Origin of the sequence: Rhodoferax aquaticus, assembly GCF_006974105.1 — a bacterium.
Taxonomy (GTDB): Bacteria; Pseudomonadota; Gammaproteobacteria; order Burkholderiales; family Burkholderiaceae_C; genus Allorhodoferax; species Allorhodoferax aquaticus_A.
The window spans coordinates 3,732,680-3,754,474 of record NZ_CP036282.1 but is presented as its reverse complement, the minus strand read 5'-3'; the positions used below and the strand labels follow the sequence as shown (position 1 = coordinate 3,754,474).

The following is a 21,795-nucleotide window of genomic DNA, read 5'->3' as shown; positions in this document are numbered from 1 at the left end:
GGCAGCGCGGATTTTAGCCCAGTCATGACACTTTTATTTCGTTTGCTTTCATGTTTGCCTTTGTGGCTGCTGCATGGACTAGGGTGTGCACTGGGTTGGGTGGCGTTCCTTGCCTCTCCGAGCTACAGGGGACGTTTCTTGTTCAATGCAAAGCAGGCGGGGGTTTCTTGGTTAAGTTTGCTGGGAGCTGTAGGCTGCGCAGGGAAAATGGTCGCGGAGTTACCTCGCCTTTGGTTTGGGCGTCCCGTGCGCGTGCGATGGGATGGCGATGCGCTGATAGATCATGCTTTGGACTCTGGCAAGGGCATTGTGTTCATGACGCCGCATGTTGGTTGCTTTGAAGTGACGGCACAAGCCTACGCCAAGCGCTTTGGTGTTGCTGGGCGGACCATTACTGTTTTGTTCAGGCCGCCTAGGCAGATTTGGTTGCGAAGCGTGGTGGAGTCGGCTCGTCAGCGACCAGGGTTGCTGACCGCGCCTACAACCTTGGCAGGCGTTAAGCAGTTGATTCGCGCACTCAAGCAAGGTCAATGCGTAGGGCTGCTGCCCGACCAGGTTCCTCCAATGGATCAGGGGGTATGGGCCCCGTTTTTTGGCAAGCCGGCGTACACCATGACCTTGTCGGCCCGATTGGCCATCCAAACGGGAGCCACCATTTTGGTGGCTTGGGGAGAACGGCGCCCCTGGGGGCGTGGGTACATCGTGCATGTTCGCCCCTTTGAGGGTGACTTGTCGGCAGATTTGACAAGTGCTTCAGTGCAAATCAATCAGGCGATGGAGGCAGTGATCAAAGCTGCTGCATCTCAGTACTTGTGGGGCTATGCCCGCTACAAAGCGCCTAAGCTAAATTCTCATGCCTAAGCCTATCAACCTAACCACGGTGGTTTTGGGCCTGGTGGAGCAACTAGGGCGGCTCCCTTTGCCCGTGCTTCGTTGTTTGGGAGTTCTCCTGGGTCTGGGTTTGTATGTGGGGGTGGGGTCGCGAAGGAGGGTAGTACGTACCAACATGAGTTTGTGTTTCCCACATTGGACGTCGTGGGAAATCCGTCTTTACTCACTGCGAACCTTTGTCGGTTTTGCACAAGCATGGTTAGATCGTGGGTGGCTGTGGACTGCATCCCCGGAGCTCTTGCGTCGTCGCTTGAAATTGGTGGGGGCTTGTCACGAGCTAGACGGGCAAGAGCCTACGGTCCTATTCGCACCACATTTTTTTGGTTTGGACGCTGCTTGGACTGCTTTGACTCTCGGGGTGCCTAGGCGCTTCACCACGATCTACACCGATCAGCAAAATAAAACGTCTGATGCTTGGATTTTGCGTGGCCGCCGGCGTTTTGGCTCGCCCAATGTATTGGGACGCGTCGATGGGGTAAAGCCAGTGCTTGCATCGCTCAAGCGAAGCGAGCCACTGTACTTGCTACCCGACATGAACTTTGGTCCGGAAGAGTCTTTGTTTGTCCCGTTTTATGGAGTGCCGGCTGCGACCGTGCCATCACTATCGAGGTTTGCCAAGCTGGGACGAGCCAAAGTGGTTCCGGTTATTGCGCGAATGACAGCGCAGGGTTACTCCATTGAACTGCTGCCGGCGTGGAGAGACTTTCCTACAGCGGATTTGCGCGCAGACACTGCCACCATGAATCTGCGACTTCAGGGATACATTGACGCCATGCCCGCGCAATACTATTGGGTGCACAAGCGGTTTAAGGATAGGCCCGATGGGGAGGCAGGTCCTTACTGAGCAGTCGTGTCCGTTGGCGCAGTGGTTGGGGTACTGGGGTGTGCCCATTTCCATAAGAGCTTTGCCACATCATCAATGCCTTTTTGCTTTGGCGCTGAAAAGAGCATGACCTCGCCACCACCCGCTTGGAGTTTTGCAATCGATAGCGCTTTGGTGGCTTCGCTGCGGTTCAGTTTGTCGGCCTTAGTTAAAACGATGAGGAATTTAAGTCCCTCTTGCACCCTTGGCCGAATCACATCCAAGAGGATTTCATCGAGCTCTGTCATGCCGTGTCGCGGGTCGCACATCAGCACAATGCCCTTCAGGTTCTCCCGGGTCACCAAATAATTCGCCATTACTTGCTGCCAACGAATTTTGTCTTGTTTAGGAACTGCCGCATAACCGTAACCAGGTAAGTCGGTCAATATGGCGTCTGTGACGCCTTGCTTGCCCAGTGCAAACAGATTGATATGCTGGGTGCGGCCTGGCTTCTTGGAGGCAAAAGCCAGCTGTTTTTGCTGTGTCAGCGTATTGATGCAAGTGGATTTTCCTGCGTTGGATCGTCCCACGAAAGCAATTTCGGGTACATCAAGCTTTGGTAAAAAATGCAACTGCGGCGCGGTGGTAAGAAATCTGGCCGTATGCATCCACCCCATGGCGATGGCGGACTCGGATTTTTCTGGGGTACTCGAAGGTAACCCGGGTCGCGAAAGTGAGGGGGGATTTGTATTGGTTGTCATTTATTTAGGAGTAAGACCCGGACCCGCATTGTAGAATGTCGCAGTTTTGCTCACCAGAAACATCATTCCTATGAAGTTGATTGCACATTTATTATTCGCTGCTGCAGCTGTGGCAACTCAGTTCTCCGCTATAGCCGCAGACGCTCCTGCAGCCCATGTCGAGGCTCCAGCTAGCAAACAAGCAAAGCCTGATCTAGCCAAGGGCTCAGCGAGCTACGGAGCGGTTTGCGCGGCTTGTCACGGTGCTGATGGCAACTCTGGAACGCCAGGGTATCCCAAGCTCGCTCAGCAGCACCCAGAATACTTGGTGAAGCAGCTGCAGGAGTTCAAGTCCGACAAGCGCAACAACGCTGTGATGAAGGGCTTTGCTTCGGCTTTGTCAGATGAAGACATGCGTAACATCGCGTTTTGGGTGTCATCGCAAAAAGCAAAGCCAGGCTTCGCCAAGGAGAAAGAGTTGGTTTCCTTGGGTGAACGTATTTACCGTGGTGGCATCGCGGACCGCCAAGTGCCAGCCTGTGCTGGATGCCACAGCCCAAACGGCGCAGGTTTGCCCTCCCAGTACCCCCGTTTGGGTGGTCAGCATGCTGAGTACTCTGTGGCTCAACTGGTGGCCTTTAGAGATGGCGTTCGCAAGAACAGCGCGCAAATGAACCAAGTTGCTGCGAAGATGAATGACCGTGAAATCAAAGCAGTGGCTGATTACATTGCAGGACTGCGTTGATTTGAAGTGAATTAGTAGTTTGGGAAGGGAACTATCCCACCCAAACTAACCCTAACGGGGCGGGCCCACTGGATGCGTGGTCTGCCCTTTTTTTTTGGCGCTTTAAAGATTTGACTATGACTGCCTCTACTGAGGGCTTTGTATTGCAGACGGGATCTCGGGCATGGCGCGCGGCCGTGGAGTTGGTGTCCTCCATGCGGTTTGCAATATCGCTATTGACGGTGATTTGTATTGCCTCCGTGATTGGTACGGTGCTTAAGCAGCACGAACCCTACGGAAACTACGTCAATCAGTTTGGACCATTTTGGGCGGAAGTTTTTGCGACAGTAAGTCTCTATAACGTTTACAGCGCTTGGTGGTTCTTGCTGATTCTCGCTTTTTTGGTGCTCAGCACATCGTTATGTGTGGCGCGGAACTCTCCCAAAATATTGAAGGATCTGCGCTCTTACAAAGAGAACCTTCGCGAGCAAAGCCTGTTGGCCTTTGGTCATCGCGCACAGGCCTCTATGGAAGAGGCTCCAGAAGGTGCTTCGCACAGAATTGGTCGTCTGCTGACCTCCGGTGGATGGAAAGTCAAACTGCAGCAACGCGATGGCGGGGGCTGGATGCTTGCTGCCAAGATTGGCTCCGCCAATAAACTTGGCTATATTGCAGCGCATAGCGCCATCATTTTGATTTGTGTGGGTGGGCTATTGGATGGTGACCTGGTTGTTCGGGCTCAAATGCTTTTCAACGGCAAGACACCATATACAGGTGGAGGGATGATTGCGGACGTACCTGTCCAACATAGGTTGAGCGAGCGCAACCCCACCTTCAGGGGGAATGTATTGGTGAGCGAAGGGACGCAATCGAGTACGGCTACGCTGAGTCAGTCGGATGGAGTATTGCTACAAGAGTTGCCATTCGCCATAGAGCTCAAGAAGTTCATCGTTGAGTATTACTCAACCGGTATGCCTAAGCTTTTTGCCAGCGAAGTGGTGATTCACGACTTGGCGACCGGGGAAGCCAAGCCTGCGCGCGTTGAGGTGAACCATCCGGCAAACTTCAAGGGTATTGAGATTTACCAGTCCAGTTTTGATGATGGCGGTAGTAGTTTGGAGCTACGCGCAATGCCGATACGTGGCCACGGTAAGCCTTTCGACCTGCAAGGTACCGTGGGTGGGTCGTCTAAACTGGTGGCTCAAGGTGGCGTGCAAGAGCTGAGCGTGGAGTACACAGGTCTTCGTGTGATCAATGTGGAGAACTTCGCACAAGAAACAGCTGCGACGGACGTTCGCAAAGTGGATTTGAGAGCTTCATTGGATGCGCGCATGGGAGCGGCAAACAAAACCCATGAAAACAAAAACCTGCGCAATGTAGGGCCAAGCGTTAGCTACAAGCTGCGCGACAGCGCTGGACAAGCGCGAGAGTTCAGTAATTACATGCTGCCGGTGGATATGGGGGATGGTTCGCCAGTCTATTTGCTTGGGATGCGCGAGTCTCCATCGGAACCGTTCCGTTACTTGCGTGTTCCTGTGGACGCCAATGGCAGCATGGACGAGTTCTTTCGACTAAGCGGGGCCTTGTCGGACGCAGCCATGCGCGAAAGAGCCGTAAAGCGCTATGCAAGCAAATCTGTTGATGCCAAACGGCCCGAGTTGGTCGATCAACTTGCGGCATCTTCTGCGCGCGCTTTGGCCTTGTTTGCCGGCAAGGGACCGCAAAACTCAGGTAGCCCGCCAGTGGCCGGATTGCAGGCTATTTCAGACTTTATTGAGGCCAACGTCCCAGAGTCTGAACGTAACAAAGCTGGCGAAGTGTTGATCCGCATTTTGAACGGCACGCTGTTTGAACTGGCGCAAGTTGCACGCGAATCGGAAGGGCTCAAGCCGCTAGTTGCAGAAACAAGCACCCAACAGTTTATGACCCAAGCGGTATTGGCGCTGAGTGATGTGCCGCTGTATCCTGCTCCTGTGGTGTTGCAACTGACCAACTTCAATCAGGTACAAGCCAGTGTCTTTCAAGTTGCGCGGGCACCAGGCAAGAAGGTCGTGTATCTTGGATGTGCCCTCTTGATTCTGGGGATATTTGCCATGTTGTACATCAGAGAGCGGCGGTTGTGGGTATGGTTCGCTCCTGTGACCACGGGTAACCATGTGACGTCGCAAGTCACTATGGCCATGTCCATGAACAGAAAAACAATGGATGGCGACCGGGAGTTTGAACAACTCAAAGACAAGGTTTTGGGCCTCACGGACTAAGAGATGACAATGACGAACATGAACAGCCAAATGAGTGTGTCTCAATCAGGCGCCACAGAGGTGCTCCTTCATGAGGGGTTTTTTAGCAAACGCAACGCTTGGGATTGGGTGTTTGCCGCATTGACGTTGTTAGGAGCCTTGTACGCATTGTCTCTGTATAGCAGTGCTATGGATGTCTATGAACAAGGCATCTTGATCGCAAGCGTTCCGGCTGCGATTTGGTTGGGGTGGTTTTGGCGACCCCTGCGGACCTTGATGATGGTGGTGGCTTTCTTGTCTTTGCTGGGTGTATGGTCTTATCAGGGCACCATGCAACGTGCAGAAACTGTGTTTTGGCTCAAGTACTTTCTGTCAAGCCAGTCTGCCATTTTATGGATGAGCATGCTGTTTTTTGTGAGCACGGCGTTCTACTGGGTAGGCGTGTTCCTGAAAGAGCGTGCTGATGGTATCGAAGAGACGGCTTCTCGGCTTTTGTGGGTCGCAGTCACCATGGCCTTGACTGGCACCATGATGCGTTGGTACGAGAGTTACTTGTTAGGCCCTGACATTGGCCATATTCCCGTCAGCAATTTATACGAGGTGTTCGTTCTGTTTTGCTGGATGACGGCGACCTTTTACTTGTACTACGAAGCGCAATACAAGACCCGTTCTTTGGGGGCATTTGTCATGTTGGTGGTGAGTGCTGCGGTGGGCTTCTTGCTTTGGTACACCTTGGTGCGCCAGGCGCATGAAATACAGCCCTTGGTGCCCGCGCTAAAGAGTTGGTGGATGAAGTTGCATGTGCCTGCTAACTTTATCGGGTACGGTACCTTCGCTCTAGCCGCTATGGTGGCCTTCGCCTACTTGATCAAACAGTCAGCAACGGAGTCACGGTGGTACAGGCTTGCGCCCTTGTGGTTGTTGGGAATCGTGTTGTGCTTTGAGCCTTTGGTATTTCGCAAAGCATCCGCAAGTGGTTTAAGTGATTACTGGGCCGTGTATTTTGGTATGTCCGCTTTGGTCATTGGCAGCATCGTGTTCGGTCGCAAGCGATTGGCCGCACGGCTTCCTTCCTTCGAGGTTTTGGATGATGTCATGTACAAGTCCATCGCTGTGGGATTTGCTTTCTTTACCATTGCAACCGTCTTGGGAGCTCTATGGGCAGCGGAAGCGTGGGGGGGCTATTGGAGTTGGGACCCAAAGGAAACCTGGGCTTTGATTGTGTGGCTTAACTATGCCGCGTGGTTGCATATGCGTTTGGTGAAAGGCCTTAGGGGCAATGTGGCCGCTTGGTGGGCCCTGGGGGGCTTGGCGGTGACGACATTTGCCTTTATTGGGGTGAACATGTTTTTGAGTGGTCTGCACAGTTACGGTACCTTGTAAGAACGTCTAAGTCCCGCCGACCAAGGCTCAATAGAAGGATGGGCTATGTTGATTAAATCAAATGCTTCCGGGGTAGAGCATGTGCCCCCAAGCGAGATAACACCGAAGACTATCTACGAGGACAGACGTGGAGCACTGAAGCGCTTGGCATTAGGGGTTTCAAGTGGGCCGTTGGCGGCGCTTAGTTCGGGCCATGTCCACGGGCAAACGTCGCAAGTGTATCCGTCTCCAGGCAAGCTGACGCCCTTGGCTGCACGTGTGGCTACCCTTGACGGAGGCGTCACTATGGAAAAACCGACAGCCTATAAAGATGCCAGTACCTACAACAATTTTTACGAGTTTGGCACAGACAAAGCAGACCCGAGCCGGAATGCGCATACCTTGGTTACCAGTCCATGGTCGGTTGATGTCGAGGGCCTGGTCAAAAGACCTGGTAGGTGGGCGCTGGAAGACTTGCTAAGGCTTAGTTCCCTGGAAGAGCGTATCTACCGGTTGCGGTGTGTTGAGGGATGGTCGATGGTGATTCCATGGGTGGGATACTCGTTGGCTGAACTAATTAAACGGGTGGAGCCGCAAGGGAGCGCAAAGTTCGTGGAGTTTGTGACTCTTGCGGACGCAAAGACAATGCCCCTCGTGGGGTCCCGTGTCTTGGATTGGCCTTATGTCGAAGGTCTGCGAATGGATGAAGCCATGCACCCTTTGACATTGCTAACATTTGGAATGTATGGAGAGGTATTACCCAATCAAAGTGGTGCTCCAGTGCGACTTGTGGTTCCATGGAAGTATGGTTTCAAGAGTGCAAAAAGCATAGTCAAGATCCGATTCACTGACCGTCAGCCGGCTACTGCATGGAACAAGGCAGCAGCCAATGAATACGGTTTTTATTCCAACGTTAACCCAGCGGTAGACCACCCACGTTGGAGTCAAGCCACTGAACGGCGGATCGGCGAAGACGGCTTGTTTTCGAAAAAACGCAAGACTCTCATGTTTAATGGCTATGAGAATCAGGTGGGGCAGCTTTACGCTGGGATGGATTTGAAGAAGCTGTATTGACGGTGCATGTGCGCAATTCTCTGAACCAGTGGCTCTTGCACCGGAGCACTAAGTCTGTAGTTTTCTTCCTTGGGTGTTTGCCCGTGCTGTGGCTGGGTGTTGCAGCTTGGTCGGATCAGCTTGGGGCCAATCCGGCAGAAGCTTTGGTGCGGTCGACGGGGGATTGGACTTTAAGAATACTTTGCGTAGTTTTGTCCATCACCCCACTCCGGGTTACCTTCAAGATCTCCGCGTTGGCTAGGTTTAGGCGGATGCTGGGGCTGTTTGTCTACTTCTATGTCGTCGTGCACTTTCTCGCCTACGCTTGGTTGGACATGGGCTTTGAACTCATTGATGTTGGGTCTGATCTTGCCAAACGCCCATTTATTTTTGTAGGCTTTGCGTGCTTGATGCTATTGACGCCCTTAGCCGCTACTTCGTTTAGTCGTGCCATCAAATGGTTGGGGGGGGACCGATGGCAGATGCTGCACAGGCTGGTCTATGTCGTCGCCGTTTTGGCATTGGTACATTTCTTCTGGATGCGAGCAGGAAAGAACAACTTCAACGAAGTGTTTGTCTATGCGGCAATAGTCGCCATGCTTTTGGGATGGCGTATACGTAATGCCTCAAAATAGCGTGTCTTTTTCGCGCTGGCCTTGAGAGCCTGCTTTAGGCGGCAAGTTAGCTGGAGTTACTAGGGCTTGACGCCTGTGTGTCTGGAGGCTTGGGAAGGTAGAGTGGGCCAGGCTGCCCACAACCAGCAAGCAGAAACCCTACAACTCCTACTAAAGCTAACGTATGCTGAAGTTTTTTCATGTGATTGTGATGAGGTGAGAATGACAGATGCTGAGTTTATGGACCGCGCTGAGGCTTTGCTAAACGGCATTGAGACTAACTGCGACCGTTTGAACGAAGAGATGGATGTTGATTTGGACAATCAGCGTATCGGGAACATGCTAACCATTACTTTTTCAAACAGAAGTCAAGTCATTCTCAATTTGCAAAAACCGCTTCAAGAAGTATGGCTGGCCGCGAGGTCCGGCGGTTACCACTTTCGTTGGGTTGCAACAGGTTGGGAGGACAGCAAAGGGCTGGGTAGCCTCCCCAGCATACTCGCGCGCTGCGCGAGTGAGCAAGCAGGGCGCGATCTTCAATTTACAAGTCTTAGTTCTTGAAGAAGTCCAAGATTTTCTTCTTCTCTTCGGTTGCGGGCGCAGGAGTTCCGCCGCTCGGGGCGTCTGACTTCTCTCCTAAGCCCAAACTGCTGACTCCAGCGCCTTTTGCGTACTCGTCGTAGTACCACTCTCCACCCACATAGACTACGCCCTCTGGCGCTGGTGGTTCAGAAATGGGAACTCCTTTGAGTGCGCTTTCCATGAAGCTGATCCATACGGGCAAACTAAGTCCCCCACCGGTTTCTCGGTCTCCGAGCTTGCGAGGTGTGTCGTATCCGATCCAAGTTACTGCAGCCAGGGTGGGCTGGTAGCCAGCAAACCATGCGTCCATTGAATCATTCGTAGTGCCTGTTTTTCCATATACGTCAGGGCGCTTTAAGGTTGCTTGCGCGCGTGCAGCGGTTCCTGAGCGTGTAACCTCTTGCAACAGGCTGGTCATCATGAATGCATTGCGTGCATCAATGGCTCTTGACGTCTCGTCTAGTGAGGGGGTCTTGGCTCCTACCAAGACCTTTCCTCGTTGTTCCTTAACCTGTGTGACCAACCACGGGTTAACGCGGTAGCCGCCATTTGCAAATACCGAATAGCCCGTGGCCATTTGCATTGGGGTCACTGATCCCGCCCCTAGCGCCATTGTCAAATAGGCCGGATGCCGCTCCGCTTCAAAGCCAAACTTTGTGATCCAGTCTTGTGCATATTGAGGGCCAATAGATTGCAAGACTTGAATGGAAATCATGTTCTTGGACTTTGCCAATCCACGACGGATGGTCATGGGGCCCTCAAAGGTTCCGTCGTAATTCTTAGGCTCCCAAGGTTGGCCACCTGTAACGCTGGCATCGAAAAATAACGGTGCATCGTTGATGACCGTAGCAGGGGTGAATCCTTTTTCCAATGCTGCGGAATAAATGAACGGCTTGAAGCTTGATCCAGGTTGTCGCCAAGCTTGGGTTACGTGATTGAATTTGTTTTTGGCAAAGTCAAATCCTCCAACAAGGGCTTTGATCGAACCATCGCGTGGATCGATGGCGACAAATGCGCCTTCGACTTCAGGCAATTGAGTTATCTCCCATGTGCCTTTGCTAGTCTTCGTTACTCGTATCACTGCACCTTTGCGAATCTTGATATTCGGCGGCGCTTTGTCTGATAGGCCTGACTGGGCAGGCTTCAATCCATCTCCGCTGATCTCAACTAACTCACCGTTTTGCCGAATTGCCTTGATCTGCTTGGCATCCGCTTCTAGAACAACTGCTGAAAGTACATCGCCATTATCAGGATGTTCATCCAGAGCCTCATCAATCGCATCGTCTCTTTCAGACTGTGTACTGGGCAAAGCAATAAACTTCTCTGGACCACGATAGACCTGACGGCGTTCAAAATCCATAATCCCGCGGCGCAACGCCCTATATGCGGCATCTTGGTTTGAGCTGCTTAAGGTGGTCTGCACGTCAAGCCCTCTGGTGTAGGTCTCTTCCCCATACTGCGCATACATCAATTGGCGAACCATCTCGGTGACGTATTCGGCATGGACTCGGGTCGCACTGGAGGGGCTATTTAGCTTTAGATCCTGCGTCCGGGCGGTTTCCGCTTGTTGTGCCGTGATGAATCCATTTTCTAGCATGCGATCGATAATGTGCAGCTGTCTAACGCGCGCGCGCTTGGGATTGACTATAGGGTTGTAGGCTGAAGGAGCCTTGGGCAATCCAGCCAACATAGCAGCTTCCGCAATCGTTATTTCCTTAAGCGGTTTGCCAAAATAGGCATCTGCTGCTGCAGCAAATCCATAGGCCCGATTGCCTAAAAAAATTTGGTTCATGTAAATTTCAAGGATTTGATCCTTGTTGAGCAAATGCTCGAGCTTGAACGTCAGCAGAATTTCATAGATCTTGCGCATGTAGTTCTTCTCAGCGCTGAGATACACGTTTCTGGCCACTTGCATCGTGATCGTTGAGGCGCCTTGGCTTTTGGATCGCCCAAGGTTGGCGATTGCAGCTCTCACGAATCCCTTGTAAGAAACGCCACCATGCTGATAAAACTCTGAGTCTTCGATGGCCAGAACGGCGTCGATCATCACTTTGGGGATTTCTTTGATGGGGGTGAGGTGTCTCCGCTCCTCGCCGAACTCGGCAAGCAGGTCGCCCTCTGCGGAAAACACCCGCAGAGGCAGCTTAGGTCTGTAGTCCAGAAGATCTGAAATATCTGGCAGGTTAGGGTATGCAACCGCCAAGGCCATTGCAATCACAGCTACCAACGCCAATACACCGGCAGCTGTCAGCCCGCATACCCATATCAGTCCCCGTACAAGCAAGCTAACAAGTGTTGCTGGTGGGGTCTTGGGGCTTGTAGTATTGGTCAATTTTCACGTCCACCAGTGTTTGATTCAGAAAAGGAATTATAGAAATACGAAAGCTGTGCCAACATCAACCTTCAGCTTCGTTGATGTATGTGTTTAACACGAGGGTCAATGGTGAAGTTCTCGACAAAGTGCACAGGTTGTAGTCCACTTTCGGCAACGGCAAATACAACTTGAAACCATAAAAGTCTTTGGTGAACAAAGGTCTTACTGATAACATTCAAGTGGTTTCTTAAGAGTGGCCGTCGAACGGTCTTTGTAGCTAGGAGATGCTTTTGATCTCGTTGGGGTCGTTATTCAGTCGTAAACCAGCTCCTATGTTAGGACTGGATATTAGTTCGTCTAGCGTTAAGCTAGTGGAGCTAGGGCAAGACAAAGCCGGCAACCTAGTATTGGAGCACTGCGCCATTGAGCCTCTAGATCGAGGTTGGATTGTCGACGGCAACATAGAAAAGTTCGATGAAGTGGCTGAGGCGCTGCGTCGACTAGTCAAGAAAAGTGGCACGAAAACTAAGAACGTCGCTATGGCGTTGCCACCATCGGCGGTCATAACAAAAAAGATCATTCTTTTGGGTGGACTGTCTGAGCAAGAGCTAGAACAACAGGTGGAGACAGAAGCTAATCAATACATTCCATTTCCTCTTGATGAAGTGAGTCTTGACTTTTGTGTCATTGGGCCCAGTGCCACCTCTGCGGGTGATGTTGAGGTCCTGATCGCTGCATCGAGGAGGGAAAAGGTGCAAGATATACAAGGATTGGCCGAAGCCGCCGGACTGACCCCTGTTATTGTTGATGTGGAGTCGTATGCTTCACGCTTGGCCGCAGGGCGCTTGATCTCTAATTTGCCCAATCAAGGTGCAGGACTTATTGTCGCCTTGTTTGAAATTGGCGCAATGACAACGAGCATGCAAGTGCTGCGTGATGAAGAGGTGCTTTACGATCGTGATCAGGCCTTTGGCGGCGCACAATTAACGCAATTGATTGTGCGCCAGTATGGCTTTTCAATGGAAGAAGCGGAGGCCAAAAAGCGCAGCGGGGAATTGCCCGAAGACTACGATGCGATGGTCTTAAAACCATTTATCGAGACAATGGTCCAAGAGCTGGGTCGCGCATTGCAGTTTTTCTTCACCAGCACCCCTCACAATAGAGTGGACTATATCTTGCTCGCAGGTGGATCGGCAGCGCTGCCTGGTCTTACTGTAGCCGTAACTCAGCAAAGTTCATTTCCATGTAGTCTTCTAAATCCGTTCGATGGAATGGAAATTGGGGACTCTGTCAAATTAAAGCGTATGACACGTGAGGCGCCGTCGTACCTTACATCTTGTGGTTTGGCGTTGAGGAGATTCAGTCAATGATTCTCATCAATCTATTGCCCCATCGGGAAGCTGCTAGAAAGCGCAGACGTGATCTTTTTAATGTTTCCTTGGGCGCATCGGCATTGTTTGGTGGCGTTATAGCAGGAGCCGTATTCCTTTGGTACCAAGCAGCGATTGCTGTGCAACAAAATAGTAATGGGGTGCTTTCGTCCGAGATTGCAAAACTCGACAGCCAGATCAAAGATATTGCTGGACTTGAATCGGAAATTGCTGCCTTGCGAGCACGCCAACAGGCTGTGGAAGACTTGCAGTCAGATAGAAATTTGCCGGTCCATCTACTTACAGAGTTGGTTAATCAGCTGCCAGATGGTGTTTACATCAATAAGATGGCTCAAATTGACCAGATTATTGCAATTACTGGTTCAGCTCAGTCGAATGAGCGGGTTTCAGAGTTGCTTCGCAAGCTTTCGGATAATACACCGTGGTTCAGCAAGCCAGAACTGATTGAAATTGTGTCGGGATCCGTCGCTTTGAGTCCTAAAGACTCAAGAAAAGTAGCGAACTTTACAATCAAGTTTAGGCTGATGAGGGCGAGCGAAGCGGAGCAAGCGTTAGCCAAAGCGGAGGCATCTATTCCAAGTGAAAAGACGCCCAACCCCGCGGTTAAAAAATAGAAATGGTCATGGCAAAAAAAGAATCAAGCAGCATCGATTTGGCAGCTCTGCAGAACCAGTTGCTCGGACAGTTTCGTGATTTGGATCCTAAAGATCCGGTGCTATGGCCAATAGTGCCGAGAATGGCGCTTTTTGCAGCCTCCTCGATAGCTGTTGTGATCGTACTATGGTTTGCTTGGCTCAGTTCGTCACAAGAGGTCTTGCAACAAGAAGCTGAAAAAGAAGTGAAGCTACGTGAGGAATACAGGACGAAGTTAACTAAGGCTGTTAATTTGGATGTTCTGAAGAAGCAGAGAGAGCAAGTTGAGCAATATGTGACTCAACTAGAAAAACAGCTGCCTAGTAAAGCTGAAATGGATGCCTTGTTGTCGGATATCAACCAAGCCGGTATAGGTAGGAGTTTGCAATTTGACCTATTTCGCCCCGGCCAAATTGCCGTCAAAGAGTATTATGCAGAACTCCCCATCACAATTAAGGTGAGCGGAAGATACCATGACCTAGGTGCTTTTGCGTCTGATATTGCACACTTGTCACGTATTGTGACCTTAAACGGTTTAAACATTGCACCTCGCGCAGATGGTACATTGACCATGGATGCGGTTGCAAAGACATTTAGATATTTGGATGCCAATGAGGTCGCTTCTCAAAAATCAGCTGCTGGAGCGAAGAAGTGATGGTGCGTTTATCTTTTGTTTTACTTCTCATCTTGTTGCTATCCGCATGTGGGGCCGCGCAAGAAGATGAAATACGCCAATGGATGGTTGACGAAAAAAACCAGGCGAGACCGAAAGTCAAACCGCTACCTGCCCCCAAGCAATTTGTGCCAGAGGCCTATACAAACTCAGCATCCACAGAGCCATTCAGCAGCCAAAAGTTAACGCAAGCACTGAAAAAAGAATCCGCTCAAGTAGCAGCGAATGGGGCCCTAGTTGCTCCCGAATTGGCAAGGCGTAAAGAGCCACTGGAGGGATTTCCTCTGGATAGCATGAGTTTGGTGGGGAGTATCTTTAGAGCTAGTCAACCGATTGCTTTAGTGAAGGTAGATCAACTTCTATACCAAGTGAAGGTTGGCAATTACCTAGGCCAAAACTTTGGTAAGGTGACGAAGATCAATGAAACAGAAGTAACGCTTAGAGAGATTGTGCAAGATGCTGTTGGAGAGTGGACGGAACGTATTGCGACACTGCAGCTGAAAGAAGGTTCTAAATGAGAAATGTATATCAGTTGTATATGGGCATGCTTGCTAAGTTGGGGTCTGTGGTTTTCACTGGATTCATTGCGTTGAATTCCTACGCACAAGTCGCCATTGAGTCGGTGACTGGTTCGGTACAAGGTGGTTCGGAGGTCGTTCGAATCGATTTAAGTCAACCGTTGAGCGCGGTTCCAACGGGTTTTTCAATTCAATCTCCTGCGCGTATTGCATTGGATTTTCCCGGCGTTGGAAATTCAATGGGACGGTCCAGCGTAGAAATAAACCAAGGCAATTTGAAGTCCGTCAGTGTGGTGCAGGCAGGCGAGCGCACACGTGTAGTGCTTAATCTCAAGCAAGCTGCGGCTTATAGGGCGGAGATTCAAGGGAAGTCTCTGTTGGTAGTTTTGGACCCTGTTGGCGCTGTACCTGCCAGTTCAGCGACGGCGCCCTCGTTCTCCGAAAGTAAGGCTAGAGATTCCGCGCCATTGAAAGATCTGGACTTTAGGCGAACGGCTGATGGTGCAGGACGTGTCGTAGTCAGCTTGCCCAACAACCAAGTGGGGGTTGATATTCGTCAGCAAGGGCAATCGTTGGTGGTTGAGTTTATGAAGTCTACTTTGCCAGAGGGGCTGCGGCGTCGATTGGATGTGTCTGACTTTGGGACCCCTGTTAAGACCGTAACAACCTTCCAAACGGGGGATCGTGTTCGGATGGTCATTGAGCCCCAAGGGCAATGGGAGCATAGCGCCTACCAAAGCGATGAGCAATTCGTCATTGAAGTCAAGGAAATCAAAGTCGACCCCAAAAAGCTCACGCAAGGCGTTGGCTATACTGGGCAAAAGCTTTCTTTGAACTTCCAAAACATTGAAGTACGCTCCCTTTTGCAAGTGATAGCTGACTTCACCAATTTCAACATTATTACTTCAGATGCTGTTTCGGGTGCAGTCACCTTGCGCTTGCAAGATGTGCCGTGGGATCAAGCCTTGGATATCATCTTGCAGTCAAAAAATCTTGGCATGCGCAAAACAGGAAACGTACTACTGATTGCGCCTAAGGACGAACTCGCAGCTAAGGAGAAACTTGAGCTCGAATCTGCGACTGCAGTTCAGAGTTTGGAGCCGTTGAGGACGCAGTCATTTCAGATCAACTATGCCAAAGCCACAGAAATAGCGGCTGGTTTGACCGGTGGGGGCGGTGCTGGGGCGAAGGCTATTTTGAGTGCGCGCGGAAGTGTGATTTCGGAAACTAGAACCAACCAACTCTTTGTCACCGACATCCCAAGCAAATTGGAGCAAGTGGAGCAGCTGATCGGCAAGATTGACGTTTCCGTTCGTCAAGTCTTGATTGAGGCGCGCATTGTCGAGGCTTCTGATAGTTTTGGTAAATCTTTGGGTGTTAAGCTGGGCGGTGGTGGGCAAGTCATTGACGTTGGTGCCGACTCTGGAGGCCCATTCAGAGGTGCAATTGGATCGAGCTATGTTGCTGGTGCGCAAGGAACAACTTCCGGCAATTTTGTAAACCTACCGTCGACTGGGGCATTGGGCTCTAGCAACGCGGCCAGTTTTGCAGTGTCTTTATTTGGGGCGGGTGCCGGGCCGTTTTTGAATCTAGAAATCTCTGCGCTTGAGGCTGACGGAAAAGGCAAAGTTGTTTCTAGTCCTCGCGTTGTAACCGCGGATCAGAAGCCCGCAATTATCGAGCAAGGTACTGAGCTGCCTTACCAGGTTGCTTCTTCGAGTGGAGCGACTTCCATTGCGTTTCGTAAAGCGAATTTGAAGCTTGAAGTAACGCCTCAAATCACACCGGATGGCAATGTGATTCTCGATCTCGATGTTTCAAAGGATACGGTCGGCCAGTCCACACCTGCGGGATTTGCAATTGACACTAAGCATGTCAAAACGCAGGTGTTGGTGGAGAACGGTGGAACTGTCGTCATTGGCGGAATCTTCACTGAAGACCAAACTGAGAGCGAGACCAAGGTCCCATTCTTTGGGGACCTACCTGGATTGGGAATCTTGTTTAAGAACAAGTCACGCTCTACAACAAAGCGCGAAATGCTGGTGTTTATCACCCCAAAAATGCTGGCTGAGAAGGCCTTGGGTCGATAAGTTACTTTAGCTTCGTTAGTGGTATTGCTTTGATAGTTAGTTTAGTAGGGCTGCCAGGCTCCGGAAAAACCACCGTAGGCCGGCAACTTGCCAGACGCCTCCAGTTACCTTTTCAGGATTCAGACCAAGTCATTGAAGTTCGGATTGGCATCCCAATTCGAACATACTTTGAGCAACACGGTGAGGCGCCGTTCAGGGATCTCGAAGAACAGGTCATTGCAGAGTTGGTTGCGGGACCTTCTTGTGTTTTGTCTACGGGTGGTGGGGTGGTGCTGAGAACCAATAATCGACATGCTCTGCACCGAAGTGGCCCTGTCGTTTATTTGAAGTCCAATCCAGACGAACTGTATCGGCGATTGCGACATGACCAAAGCAGACCTCTTTTGCAAGTTGCTGACCCTTTGGGAAAAATGCGCGACTTGTTTGCGGTGCGCGACCCCTTGTATCGAGAAACAGCGCATTTCGTCATGGAAACAGGGCGCCCCTCTGTAGCGACGTTAGTCAACATGATCGTGATGCAGCTGGAGTTGGCAGGGACTCCAGCAAAGTAATGCCGGTTCTCTTGCGCGGTTTTAAATGCCCCGTTCTCTTACGGATAAAGCATCTTTGTATCGTTTTTTTAGCCTGTAGATTTGACTAGGGCGGCTGCGGCCTGCTGTCCGTAGTGCGCCGGGTACGGGCTCCAAAACGTCTAAATCAGCCAGTTTTCTGCGGAAATTCGCGATATTGATGGCTTCGTTTTGCACAACCTCGTAGGTTGCATGTAGTTCAGCAATGGTGAACTCAGTAGGGCACAAAAACACGGGAAGCGATGAATAGCTGGCCTTGCTGCGCACTCTTTGGACCACGCCGGAGACAATCTGGCTGTGGTCGAATGGAAGGTTCGGTAACTGATTCACTGGAAACATGGCGGCTGCTTGCGACACTACAGGCACCAATGCAAAGTACACCACCGTCATCGACCAGCCCCGCGGGTCACGTACCGGCCCCGAGAAGGTTCCGAATTCCTCAAGGTAGGGGCTCCGCACCCCGGCTTTCACCTCTAACACTCTAGCCGCGGCAGCCTTAGCGGAGTCATCTTCGTGGGTGTGTATAAAGCCCCCTGGCAGGGCCCAATGACCAGCAAACGGCGCAGCCTCGCGCTGGTGCAGGGCTACGCACAGCTCTGAGTCAACAATGGTGAGCAGAACGGTATCCACCGTCAGAATGGGAGTGACCATGAATTCATTCATTTTATTTAGTTTCATTAAACACTTTAATGAATATTTTTGTCAATGACATTATTTAATTGCAACCTGCATTTATATTTGCTAGACTGATGCCATCAGCAGTCGAAAGCCATATACCAGGAGCCAGGCCATGAAGAAGCTACTCATCATTGATCCGCAAAACGACTTTTGCGACATCCCCGGCGCTGCCCTGCCCGTAGCCGGGGCCTATGCAGACATGCTGCGCTTGGCAGACTTCATTGCTAACACAGGGTTGGATGGCATCACGGTCACTCTGGACTCGCACCCCAGCGTGGCCGTGGAGCGCACCACATTTTGGAAAACTGCCGAGGGCAGCGCACCGGCCCCCTTCACGTTTGTGACTGGCAACGATGTAGCCAGCGGCAAATTGCTGCCACGCGACGCATTGCTCACACCCAAGGTCACCTCCATGCTGGCACAGCTTGCACAAGCTGGCCGTCCGGGCTTGGTGGTGTGGCCGGTGCACTGCGTCACCGGCACTTGGGGCCACAACATCGCAGCCCCGCTGGCTGAGCAGTTGGCCCGCTGGGAGTTCGCCCAACAACGGGCGGTGCGAAAGGTACTCAAAGGCGAATACCCGCTGACCGAACACTTTGGCGTGTTTGAGGCTGATGCCCCAGACGCTGGCGTTGCATCCACCCAGTTCAATACCGAATTGGCGGCAGAGCTCACCGCAGGCGTAGACACCCTGTTTGTGGCAGGCGAAGCGGGCAGCCACTGTGTGGCCTCCAGCATAGACCAGCTCATGCGCTATTTGGACCGCAGTGGGGGACCCCGCCCCCGCATCGTGCTGCTGAGTGACTGCATGAGCCCGGTGACCGGGTTCGAGGCAGACCAGCAAGCGTTCATCGAACGCGCCACCCGCTGGGGCGCAGAGCTGATGACCACCGCTCAAGCACAGGCTGCTTTGAATTGAAAAGGGATTTCACGTGAGCACCAGCAAACCTACCAGCCTTGTGATCCACAGCCTGCTGGAGACTGACCTCTACAAATTCACCATGCAGCAACCCATGCTGCATTCCATGCCCACCAACCAAGCGCAGTACCGTTTTGTGTGTCGCAACGCACCGGAGTTTCCTCTCTCAGAACTGGCTGCAGAGGTCAACGCAGAGTTGGATGCGCTGTGCGCGCTTCGCTTTACCGAGGACGAGTTGCGATATCTGGGTGGTCTGCGATTCTTGCGGTCGGACTACATCGACTTCTTGCGCTTGTTCCAGTTTCAGCGCCGATTTATCCATGTCACAACCGAAGGCGATACCCTGCACATCGTGGCCGAGGGGCCGCAAGTCCATGTCATGGGCTTTGAAATCTATGTGTTGGCCATCGTCAATGAGCTGTACTTTCGCCGTATGGCGCAACTGCGCGGTGGTGTGGAGCCTTTCTTGGCAGAGGCCAGAACCCGCCTGCAAGCCAAGATCGTACAACTCCGTGGCATCAACCTAGGCGGTACCACGCACCCCTTCGAGTTTTTTGATTTCGGTGTGCGCAGGCGCTTCTCCGGCGCATGGCAAACCGAGATGGTGAAGACCCTTGCGCGCGAGGTACCACAGTTCTTCAAAGGTACGTCGAACGTGCTGTTGGCCAAGGAGTGCAACCTGGTTCCCATAGGCACCATGGCGCACGAATACCTGCAAACCTTTCAGGCTACCGGTGTGCAGCTGCGGGGTTTCCAAAAGGCCGCGTTGGAAACTTGGGTGCAGGAGTATCGAGGCGACCTGGGCACGGCCTTGACCGATGTGGTCGGCATGGACGCTTTCCTGGCCGACTTCGACCTCTACTTCGCCAAGCTCTTTGATGGTCTTCGCCACGACAGTGGAGACCCAGTCGTGTGGGGTGAGAAAGCGCTGACCCACTATGCCAAGCTCAAGATCAATGCGAACAACAAACGCCTAGTGTTCTCCGATGGCCTGGACATTGCCACCGCCATCCGACTGCACCAGCACTTTGCAGACCGCGTGCAAACAGGCTTTGGCATCGGGACCAACCTGAGCAATGACACGGGCCTGCACCCACTCAACATCGTGATGAAGCTGGTGAGCTGCAACGGCCAACCCACCGCCAAGTTATCCGACACCCCCGGCAAAACGCTTTGCGAAGACGCCACGTTCTTGGCGTATTTGCGCCAGATCTTCAACAAACCCGAATAGGACCAATCTCCATGGAGTTTGCCGCCTGGTTGAAGCTGTCCATTGCCCTGGGCAGCATCAGCTTGACCCTAGGCGATGCACTGGGCTTTGCCACTGGGCTGTTGTGCGTCTGGCTCACAGCCAAAGCCAGCATCCGGAACTTTCCTTGGGGCATCGTCAACAGCTTGATTCTGGGCGTTGTGTTTCTAGACCAGCGGCTCTTCGCCGATGCAGGGTTGCAGGTCGTGTTTGTCGTGCTGTCAGCGCAAGGCTGGGTTCAATGGCACCGGCGCTTTGGGCCTGCAAGCAGTGCGTTCCATGGCACGACAGCGCGGGATCAATTGGTGTTGCTGGCTGCCGGCTTGGGCATGGCAGTCCTGTTGTGGGCGGTGTTGGAACAGTTGCGCGGCAGCGCGCCCCCCAGGTATGCGTTGATCACTGCATTCAGCCTGTGCGCCCAATGGCAACTGAACCGCAGGCAGGTCTCCAGCTGGTACTGGTGGATCGCCGTGGACCTTGTATCCATCCCTTTGTATTGGAGCCGCGGGTGGTATCTGATTGCCGTGTTGTATGTTGTTATCTTGGCCATCTGCTTCCATGGCTTGCGTAACTGGCAGCGCGCCCAACGCTCAATAGCGCCAGCAAACAACTTGAGTGCGGCTTGAGTCTATGCAACGGATCGCATTCCAACACTCCCTGGTCATCGGCAAGTTCTACCCTCCGCACCTGGGGCACGAATACCTGATGCGTACTGCGTCCCAGCACAGCGCTTCAGTGACTGTGCTGGTACTTGGGGCAAGTGCGGAGCGCATCTCCATAGCGAACCGGGTTGCATGGTTGCAAGACGCACTGCAAGAGAACCCTAACATCCAAGTGATCGGTGCGTTGGGCGATGTGCCGGTGGACTACCTTGATGACGCGATCTGGCAAGCGCATGTGGACATCATGAAATGCACCATCGAGGCTGCGCAACAAAGCACACCGGGCCTGGTCCCTGTGGATGCAGTGTTCAGCTCTGAGCCTTATGGGGAGCGCTTGGCCCACTACTTTGCTGCGCGGCATGTGTGCCTAGACCAGAGTCGCAGCCTCTACCCCGTATCAGGCACCGCCGTGCGGGCCGACGTGCCAGGCCAGTGGCACATGCTTTCGCCTGCCGTGCAAGCAGGTCTGGCGTTACGGGTTGTGGTGGTGGGTGCGGAGTCCACAGGTACCACGACCCTGAGCCAAGACTTGGCCAAGTCTCTGAGACAACAAGGCGGCGTGTGGTCGCAGACCCGTTGGGTCGCTGAGTACGGCCGTGAGTACAGCGCCAAACTGCTCGCACTTGCCAAGGCCGCCAACCCACGAGCCACCGCTTTGAACAGTGACTGGCGCAGCAGCGACTTTGAACACATTGCACGCACCCAATGTGCCCTGGAAGAACAGGCCGCACGCCATGGCTGCACGGTGCTGGTGTGTGACACCGATGCACTAGCCACCTGCATCTGGCATGAGCGCCATATGGGTCAGCACAGCGATGCGTTGGCAGCCATTGCTAAAGCCATGCCACCACGCGCCCTGTACGTACTGACGAGTGAAGTGGATGTTCCGTTTGAAGACGATGGCCTGCGCGACGGTGAACACTTGCGCTGCTGGATGAATCAACGTTTTCGCGACGTGCTCACAGCGCAGTCTGTGCCGTGGCTGGAAGTCACCGGCTCCCCCGAAGAGCGGTGCCGCGCAGCCATGCAGGCCCTCGCAGAACGCCAGACAAACGCACACTCGTTTGCTGCCATCAGCAACACCCCGTAAC

Annotated in this window: 22 protein-coding genes; 18 read left to right on the top strand and 4 right to left on the bottom strand. The window is 52.5% G+C overall.

The window, feature by feature from the left end:
* Window positions 1–24: 24 nt before the first annotated feature.
* Both EXZ61_RS17400 and EXZ61_RS17395 read left to right on the top strand, forming a co-directional pair.
* Window positions 25–861: a lysophospholipid acyltransferase family protein gene (locus tag EXZ61_RS17400; RefSeq protein ID WP_142812955.1), complete on the top strand. Its 837-nt coding sequence runs from the start codon at window positions 25–27 to the stop codon at window positions 859–861.
* A complete protein-coding gene (locus EXZ61_RS17395; RefSeq protein ID WP_142812954.1) occupies window positions 854–1,735 on the top strand; it encodes an LpxL/LpxP family acyltransferase in 882 nt (293 codons plus the stop codon). The genes EXZ61_RS17400 and EXZ61_RS17395 overlap by 8 nt, the downstream gene beginning before the upstream one ends.
* Here the strand turns inward: EXZ61_RS17395 and yihA are convergent.
* Window positions 1,729–2,454, bottom strand: a complete 726-nt coding sequence (gene yihA / locus EXZ61_RS17390; protein ID WP_142812953.1) for a ribosome biogenesis GTP-binding protein YihA/YsxC — start codon at window positions 2,452–2,454, stop codon at window positions 1,729–1,731. The two genes, EXZ61_RS17395 and yihA, sit on opposite strands and share 7 nt — an antisense overlap.
* A gap of 70 nt (window positions 2,455–2,524) precedes the next feature.
* Here yihA and EXZ61_RS17385 point away from each other — a divergent pair, with 70 nt between their 5' ends.
* From EXZ61_RS17385 to EXZ61_RS17365, 5 genes are all read left to right on the top strand, one after another.
* Window positions 2,525–3,178, top strand: coding sequence for a c-type cytochrome (locus EXZ61_RS17385; protein ID WP_142812952.1), 654 nt, complete (start codon window positions 2,525–2,527; stop codon window positions 3,176–3,178).
* 116 nt (window positions 3,179–3,294) lie between these two features.
* Complete coding sequence (locus EXZ61_RS17380) at window positions 3,295–5,418, top strand: cytochrome c biogenesis protein ResB (protein ID WP_142812951.1); 2,124 nt, start codon at window positions 3,295–3,297, stop codon at window positions 5,416–5,418.
* Window positions 5,419–5,421: 3 nt separating this feature from the next.
* A complete protein-coding gene (gene ccsB / locus EXZ61_RS17375; RefSeq protein WP_425353588.1) occupies window positions 5,422–6,780 on the top strand; it encodes a c-type cytochrome biogenesis protein CcsB in 1,359 nt (452 codons plus the stop codon).
* A gap of 45 nt (window positions 6,781–6,825) precedes the next feature.
* Entirely contained in the window at window positions 6,826–7,833 is a 1,008-nt protein-coding gene (gene msrP, locus EXZ61_RS17370; protein ID WP_142812950.1) for a protein-methionine-sulfoxide reductase catalytic subunit MsrP, read from the top strand.
* 20 nt (window positions 7,834–7,853) lie between these two features.
* Entirely contained in the window at window positions 7,854–8,447 is a 594-nt protein-coding gene (locus EXZ61_RS17365; protein WP_142814298.1) for a protein-methionine-sulfoxide reductase heme-binding subunit MsrQ, read from the top strand.
* A gap of 46 nt (window positions 8,448–8,493) precedes the next feature.
* Here the strand turns inward: EXZ61_RS17365 and lptM are convergent, their stop codons facing one another.
* Window positions 8,494–8,628, bottom strand: coding sequence for an LPS translocon maturation chaperone LptM (lptM, locus tag EXZ61_RS22630; RefSeq protein ID WP_142812949.1), 135 nt, complete (start codon window positions 8,626–8,628; stop codon window positions 8,494–8,496).
* 20 nt (window positions 8,629–8,648) lie between these two features.
* Between lptM and cyaY the strand changes: the two genes are divergently transcribed.
* Window positions 8,649–8,987 (top strand): iron donor protein CyaY, encoded by a 339-nt coding sequence (gene cyaY / locus EXZ61_RS17355; RefSeq protein ID WP_142812948.1) that lies wholly within the window; start codon window positions 8,649–8,651, stop codon window positions 8,985–8,987.
* Here cyaY and EXZ61_RS17350 read toward each other — a convergent pair.
* Entirely contained in the window at window positions 8,977–11,340 is a 2,364-nt protein-coding gene (locus EXZ61_RS17350; RefSeq protein ID WP_237218994.1) for a penicillin-binding protein 1A, read from the bottom strand. The genes cyaY and EXZ61_RS17350 overlap by 11 nt on opposite strands.
* A gap of 272 nt (window positions 11,341–11,612) precedes the next feature.
* Here EXZ61_RS17350 and EXZ61_RS17345 point away from each other — a divergent pair, with 272 nt between their 5' ends.
* Genes EXZ61_RS17345 through EXZ61_RS17320 form a run of 6 tightly spaced genes read left to right on the top strand, consistent with a single transcriptional unit; the run spans window position 11,613 to window position 17,178 of the window.
* Window positions 11,613–12,692 carry a pilus assembly protein PilM gene (locus EXZ61_RS17345; RefSeq protein WP_142814296.1) on the top strand — a complete coding sequence of 360 codons (1,080 nt, stop codon included), beginning with the start codon at window positions 11,613–11,615 and terminating at the stop codon, window positions 12,690–12,692.
* Window positions 12,689–13,327 (top strand): PilN domain-containing protein, encoded by a 639-nt coding sequence (locus EXZ61_RS17340; RefSeq protein ID WP_142812947.1) that lies wholly within the window; start codon window positions 12,689–12,691, stop codon window positions 13,325–13,327. Before EXZ61_RS17345 ends, EXZ61_RS17340 begins: the two co-directional genes overlap by 4 nt.
* Before the next feature lie 8 nt (window positions 13,328–13,335).
* On the top strand, window positions 13,336–14,001 hold the full coding sequence (locus tag EXZ61_RS17335) for a type IV pilus inner membrane component PilO (RefSeq protein WP_178084863.1): 666 nt from the start codon (window positions 13,336–13,338) through the stop codon (window positions 13,999–14,001).
* Window positions 14,001–14,537, top strand: a complete 537-nt coding sequence (locus tag EXZ61_RS17330; protein WP_142812945.1) for a pilus assembly protein PilP — start codon at window positions 14,001–14,003, stop codon at window positions 14,535–14,537. Before EXZ61_RS17335 ends, EXZ61_RS17330 begins: the two co-directional genes overlap by 1 nt.
* Complete coding sequence (locus EXZ61_RS17325) at window positions 14,534–16,627, top strand: type IV pilus secretin PilQ (RefSeq protein ID WP_142812944.1); 2,094 nt, start codon at window positions 14,534–14,536, stop codon at window positions 16,625–16,627. The genes EXZ61_RS17330 and EXZ61_RS17325 overlap by 4 nt, the downstream gene beginning before the upstream one ends.
* Before the next feature lie 29 nt (window positions 16,628–16,656).
* Complete coding sequence (locus tag EXZ61_RS17320; protein WP_142812943.1) at window positions 16,657–17,178, top strand: shikimate kinase; 522 nt, start codon at window positions 16,657–16,659, stop codon at window positions 17,176–17,178.
* 21 nt (window positions 17,179–17,199) lie between these two features.
* Here EXZ61_RS17320 and EXZ61_RS17315 read toward each other — a convergent pair whose 3' ends face one another.
* Window positions 17,200–17,847 carry an NUDIX hydrolase gene (locus EXZ61_RS17315; RefSeq protein WP_142812942.1) on the bottom strand — a complete coding sequence of 216 codons (648 nt, stop codon included), beginning with the start codon at window positions 17,845–17,847 and terminating at the stop codon, window positions 17,200–17,202.
* Window positions 17,848–17,986: 139 nt separating this feature from the next.
* On the opposite strand from EXZ61_RS17315, the gene EXZ61_RS17310 reads away from it, so the two are divergent.
* The 4 genes from EXZ61_RS17310 to EXZ61_RS17295 all read left to right on the top strand — a co-directional run bounded on the left by EXZ61_RS17310 (window position 17,987) and on the right by EXZ61_RS17295 (window position 21,794).
* On the top strand, window positions 17,987–18,793 hold the full coding sequence (locus tag EXZ61_RS17310) for a cysteine hydrolase family protein (protein WP_142812941.1): 807 nt from the start codon (window positions 17,987–17,989) through the stop codon (window positions 18,791–18,793).
* An 82-nt stretch (window positions 18,794–18,875) separates the two neighbouring features.
* Complete coding sequence (pncB, locus tag EXZ61_RS17305) at window positions 18,876–20,024, top strand: nicotinate phosphoribosyltransferase (protein ID WP_237219196.1); 1,149 nt, start codon at window positions 18,876–18,878, stop codon at window positions 20,022–20,024.
* 11 nt (window positions 20,025–20,035) lie between these two features.
* On the top strand, window positions 20,036–20,668 hold the full coding sequence (pnuC, locus tag EXZ61_RS17300; RefSeq protein ID WP_142812939.1) for a nicotinamide riboside transporter PnuC: 633 nt from the start codon (window positions 20,036–20,038) through the stop codon (window positions 20,666–20,668).
* A gap of 4 nt (window positions 20,669–20,672) precedes the next feature.
* Window positions 20,673–21,794, top strand: coding sequence for an AAA family ATPase (locus EXZ61_RS17295; protein ID WP_142812938.1), 1,122 nt, complete (start codon window positions 20,673–20,675; stop codon window positions 21,792–21,794).
* The last annotated feature ends 1 nt before the right edge of the window (window position 21,795 follow it).